Consider the following 5,208-nt stretch of genomic DNA (forward strand, 5'->3'; position numbering starts at 1 on the left):
CCCCCGGCTCGGGGCACGGGCCCCGAACGCTCGCCCGGGCACCGGGCACGAATCCCCCGCCCGGGGCACCGGCCCCGAACGGCCGCCCCGATCCCTCCGTCTGCCCGATAACCCCCCGCTGCCCTGCGACGGCGTCCGGCGTCCGGCGTCCGGCCGACGTCCACTCGGCCCCCGGTCGAGCATTCGCCCGCCCGAGCGGCCGGCCCTGCGGCCGCGCGCCCCGGCCCCGTCCGACTCGCGGCCCGGGGGCCTGCAAGGCCCCGCGCGCACATGTCAGCACCTTTGACCAAAGGCATTCCATCGAGTGACCGCTGCCCCATCCGGATGACGGCCGCCCGAGCCCCAACTAGGGTGCGGCGCAAGCGTTCCGGCACTTGGCCCACCGGCATTGCGATGTCGGCCGCGGGTGCCATGGTGGGGGAGTGAGCAACGACGCCGCAGGGCAGAGGGGGTGAGTCCGGCCGTGTCCGGAACCGTTGTCGGTGAGGAGGCGGGCGTGCTGGCTGCGCGCTCCCGGGCCCTCGCCGTGCTGCGTGTTCGCAGCAGGGCGCTGGCTGTCGCGCTGCTGCCCGCCGCCGTGGCCGTCGTGCTGCTCGTCGGCGGAGCCACGGGCCGGATCGACGGCGGGAGTTGGGACACCGCCCGCTGGGTGGTGACGTCCACCGCGGTGGTCGTTCTCCTGGCCGCCGCGGCCGTCGCCACGGTGATCGCCCGGGCCAGGCCGGCCGTCAGCCCGACGGTGCAACTGGCCGAGAAGTCCGCCCCGGATCTGTACCAGCTGGTGGAGGACCTGGCGGACCGCATGGATGTGCCGGCGCCCTCCTCGATAGCCCTCACGCCGGACTGCGACAGCTGGCTGGAGGACCGTACGCATCTGGCACACGCCCCGCGCCGTGCGGTCCGTGACGACGCGCCGGTCCTGGTCATCGGCTCCCCGTTCCTGTGGTGGATGCGGGTCGCCGAGCTGCGGGCCGTGCTCGCCCCGGTCGTCGCCGGTACGGGGCCGTCCGCGCATCCGGACATAGCCGCCGCCCGCCGTTTCGTCCGCGGCCTCGACGCCGCGGTGGGGCTCGCCGCCGATCCCGGTCCCGGCCTGATGCGTCGCTTCGCCCTCGGCCTCGTCGGCCGGGTGACCCGGCTGCTGCTGCGCGGCTGTCGCGGCCATGCCACCGAGATGGAACGGGGGGTCGCCGCTGCCGCGTCCGAGCGTGCACAGGCTGTGGATTACGGTCTGCGGATCGTCGCCCAGGAGCAGGTCGGCCTCGCCTACGCGGGCTGGGACCGGCTGCTGACCCGTGTCGCACTGCCCGCCTGGCGGATGGGGCGATGGCCGAGCCGTCTCGACGCGGGAGTCGTCTCGGCGCTGACCGAGCTGTCCCGCCGCGACCGGCTGGCGGAGGGCTTCACGTCCCGGCTCGGTGAGCGCCCCGCCTGCGATCTGCTGGAGGAGCCGGGCGCGGTCGACGAAGCCGCGTCGCTGCTGGCCGCGCGCCTTTTCCACGGCGGCCCGGCCGAAGCCGGACCCGACTGGTCCCCGGTGGACTGGCAGCAGTACCCGGAAGAGGTCGTGGACCGGAAATGGCGTACGGAAGCAGCCAGGCTGCACCGGGTCCTCGACGCGATGGGGGTGCGCCCCGCCGCCGGTGCGGCGGCAGGCCCGACCCTCGCCCGGGTGATGGAGCACCTCTCCGGCACAGGCTCCGGCTCCGGCATACCCACCGGCTCCGGCACCGGCACCGGCATACGCGCAGGCACAGGCTCGGGCACCCGCGGCCATGCCTCCGCCGACGCCTCTGCCGACGTCTCTGCCGACGCGTCCGATGACGTGCCCGCCGGCGCGTCCGCCGACTCGTCCGATGGCGCGCCCGCCGATTCCTTGGGCTCACCTGGCGATGCCCTCGCCGCCGGGATCAGCGCGGACGTGGCCCGCGAAGAGGCCGCCCGCGAGTGGTCGGCCGCGCCGCCCGTCGCGGACCCCGCGGGAGGCGCCGTGGCCATCTGGGGCACGGACCCGCTGCCGCTCGTCCCGCTCCAGCCGCCCCGTACGGCCCGTGAGCTGCTCGCCGATCATGTCACCGCGATGGTCTGCTGCGCGGCCGTCGACACCGCAGGCGCCTGCCCGGGCATGGACTGGCTCGACGGCCCGGCCCTGCTGATCGGAGGTGAGCGCCGTACGGACCTGGGCGCCCGCGTGCTGAGCCTGGTCGAGGACGGCGACCCGGAGCCGCTGCGCGCATGGCTCGCGACGGCCGGGATCCGCCCCGAGAAGCCCGTACGTCTGGTCTGACCACCGGTCCCGGCGACGCGCCGAGCCTGTCCCGTGTACGGAGAGCCTCCCCCGTACAGCGAGCCTCCCCGCCGCTCCCGCCGCTCCCGCCGCTCCCGCCGCTCCCGCCGCTCCCGCCGCTCCCGCCGCTCCCGCCGCGCCCCTGGACCCGCCCTTTCCCCACACACGTCGCGCGGCCCGCACACACGTCACACGGCGCACGGACGCACACGACACGCGGAATGGAGTGCTCCCTTTCACGTCAATTCGCGACGAACGGTGACGGAGTGAGTGCGTTATGTGATGTGCTTGGACCGGCGCTGACAGTCGTCGCACCAACCGGTCTCACAAACACCGGTCTCACGGTCTCACCAGAACTGGTCACGGGAAGCGAGGGAGGGGCGCAGCATGGGGGCGGAACAGATCCGGCGTGCGGAACAGATCCGACGGTGGGAATCGGGCGCCCTCGCCCACGCCGTCACCGACCCCTTCGGCCAGGGCCCCCTGCCCTGGCTGCGCGGCAGCGAGCAGTACTTCGACGACACCGGCCACGTGGTCCCCTGGTACGCGGACCCGGACCCGGCACCCGACGGAGACAAGGGCACGCGCGGCAGCAGCACGCGCGGCGAACGCGCCCGCGGCCCCCGTACCGCCGACGACGTGTACCGCCAGATCAAGGGCTTCGCGTCCACCGGTGCCGTCGCCCCCGGCGAGGCCATCGACTTCCATGTGACGGTGGACCCGCCCCAGCAGTTCTCCGTCGACGTCTACCGCATCGGCCACTACGGCGGCGACGGCGCCGCCAAGATCACCACCAGCCCGCGGCTCTCCGGCATCGTCCAGCCCGCCCCGCTCGCCGCCGACCGCACGGTCTCCTGCCACCACTGGTGGCTGTCCTGGCGACTGCAGATCCCGTCCTACTGGTCGGTCGGGGCGTACGTCGCCGTGCTCACCACCGCCGACGGCTACCGCTCGCACATCCCCTTCACCGTCCGCGACAGCCATCCGGCCGATCTGCTCCTGCTCCTCCCCGACATCACCTGGCAGGCGTACAACCTCTACCCGGAAGACGGGCGGACCGGCGCCAGCCTCTACCACGCCTGGGACGACCACGGCCGGCTCCTCGGCGAGGAGGACGCCGCGACCACGGTCTCCTTCGACCGTCCGTACGCGGGCGCGGGACTCCCCCTCCATGTGGGGCACGCGTACGACTTCATCCGCTGGGCCGAGCGCTACGGCTACGACCTCGCGTACGCCGACGCCCGCGATCTGCACGCCGGGCTGGTCGACCCCACCCGCTACCGGGGCCTGGTGTTCCCCGGCCACGACGAGTACTGGTCGGTGCCGATGCGGCGTACCGTCGAGCTCGCCCGCGAGCACGGCACGTCCCTGGTCTTCCTCTCCGCCAACACCATGTACTGGCAGGTCGAGCTCGGCCCCTCCGCGTCCGGGATCGCCGACCGGCTGCTCACCTGCCGCAAGCGGCGCGGCCCCGGCCGCTCCGCCCTCTGGCGCGACGTCGACCGCGCCGAGCAGCAGCTGCTCGGCATCCAGTACGCGGGCCGCGTCCCCGAGCCCCAGCCCATGGTGGTGCGCAACGCCGAACACTGGCTCTGGGATGCGACGGGCGCGGATGACGGCGACGAGATCCCGGGCCTGGTCGCGGGCGAGGCCGACCGCTACTTCCCGCGGACCCCGCTCCCCGAGCACCAGGGCCGCATCCTGCTCGCCCACTCGCCCTACCAGGACGGCGAGGGAACGACCCGCCACCAGGAGACGTCCCTCTACCGGGCCCCCTCGGGCGCCCTGGTCTTCGCCTCCGGCACCTTCGCCTGGTCCCCGGCCCTCGACCGCCCCGGCCATGTGGACACCCGCATCCAGCGCGCGACCGCCAATCTCCTCGACCGGATCTGCAAGCGCGACTGACGACCCCGTCCGCGCCGGTCCGCGTCCCGTACGGGAGAATCGAAGCGCTCCTGGATCAACCTACGCGGAGGAACCGTGTCCGGATTTGTAGAAAAGCCCGAGCCGCTTCAGGTTCCGGGTCTGACCCACCTCCACACGGGCAAGGTGCGCGACCTGTACGAGACCGAGGCCGGTGACCTCGTGATGGTCGCGAGCGACCGCATGTCCGCGTACGACTGGGTGCTGCCCACCGAGATCCCCGACAAGGGGCGGGTGCTCACCCAGCTGTCCCTCTGGTGGTTCGACCTCCTCGCGGACCTCGTCCCCAACCATGTGATCTCCACCGACCTCCCGGCCGGCGCCCCGGCCGACTGGGCCGGGCGCACCCTGATCTGCAAGGCCCTGGACATGGTGCAGGTCGAGTGCGTCGCCCGCGGCTATCTCACCGGCTCGGGTCTCGTCGAGTACAACGACTCCCGTACGGTCTGCGGCCTCGCGCTCCCCGAGGGTCTCGTCGACGGATCCGAGCTCCCCGCCCCGATCTTCACCCCCGCGACGAAGGCCGCCGTCGGCGACCACGACGAGAACGTGTCGTACGAGGTGGTCGCGCACCAGGTCGGCGCCGAGACCGCGGCCCTGCTGCGCCGGACGACCCTCGCGGTCTACGGCCGGGCTCGGGACATCGCCCGCGAGCGCGGGATCATCCTCGCGGACACCAAGTTCGAGTTCGGCTTCGAAGGCGACCGGCTGATCATCGCGGACGAGGTGCTGACCCCGGACTCCTCGCGCTTCTGGCCCGCCGACCAGTGGCAGCCGGGTCGCGCCCAGCCCTCGTACGACAAGCAGTACGTACGCGACTGGCTGACCTCGCCGGCCTCCGGCTGGGACCGGAAGAGCGAGCAGCCGCCGCCGGCCCTGCCGCAGGAGGTCGTGGACGCGACCCGCGCCAAGTACGTGGAGGCGTACGAGCTGCTGACCGGCACGAGCTGGTCGTAGACACGAAGAAGCCCCCGGCCGACCGGCCGGGGGCGTCTTGG

The 5,208-nt window shown here is 73.4% G+C and carries 3 protein-coding genes; all 3 read left to right on the forward strand.

Annotated features, from left to right (window positions below; translation table 11 throughout):
- The first annotated feature begins 463 nt into the window (after window positions 1-463).
- The 3 genes from ACWGI8_RS15710 to ACWGI8_RS15720 all read left to right on the forward strand — a co-directional run bounded on the left by ACWGI8_RS15710 (window position 464) and on the right by ACWGI8_RS15720 (window position 5,167).
- Window positions 464-2,287 (forward strand): hypothetical protein, encoded by a 1,824-nt coding sequence (locus ACWGI8_RS15710; RefSeq protein WP_453661264.1) that lies wholly within the window; start codon window positions 464-466, stop codon window positions 2,285-2,287.
- A gap of 387 nt (window positions 2,288-2,674) precedes the next feature.
- The gene (locus tag ACWGI8_RS15715) at window positions 2,675-4,192 is read left to right on the forward strand and encodes a N,N-dimethylformamidase beta subunit family domain-containing protein (protein ID WP_453661265.1); all 1,518 of its coding nucleotides are present in this window, start codon (window positions 2,675-2,677) and stop codon (window positions 4,190-4,192) included.
- A 75-nt stretch (window positions 4,193-4,267) separates the two neighbouring features.
- Window positions 4,268-5,167, forward strand: coding sequence for a phosphoribosylaminoimidazolesuccinocarboxamide synthase (locus tag ACWGI8_RS15720; RefSeq protein WP_453661267.1), 900 nt, complete (start codon window positions 4,268-4,270; stop codon window positions 5,165-5,167).
- Window positions 5,168-5,208: the final 41 nt, after the last annotated feature.

The organism is Streptomyces sp. NPDC054841 (assembly GCF_053611045.1).

Excerpts from the sequence above, each read along its gene's own strand:
- ACWGI8_RS15715 (WP_453661265.1), top strand. The coding sequence starts at position 2,675 with ATGGGGGCGGAACAGATCCGGCGTGCGGAACAGATCCGACGGTGGGAA.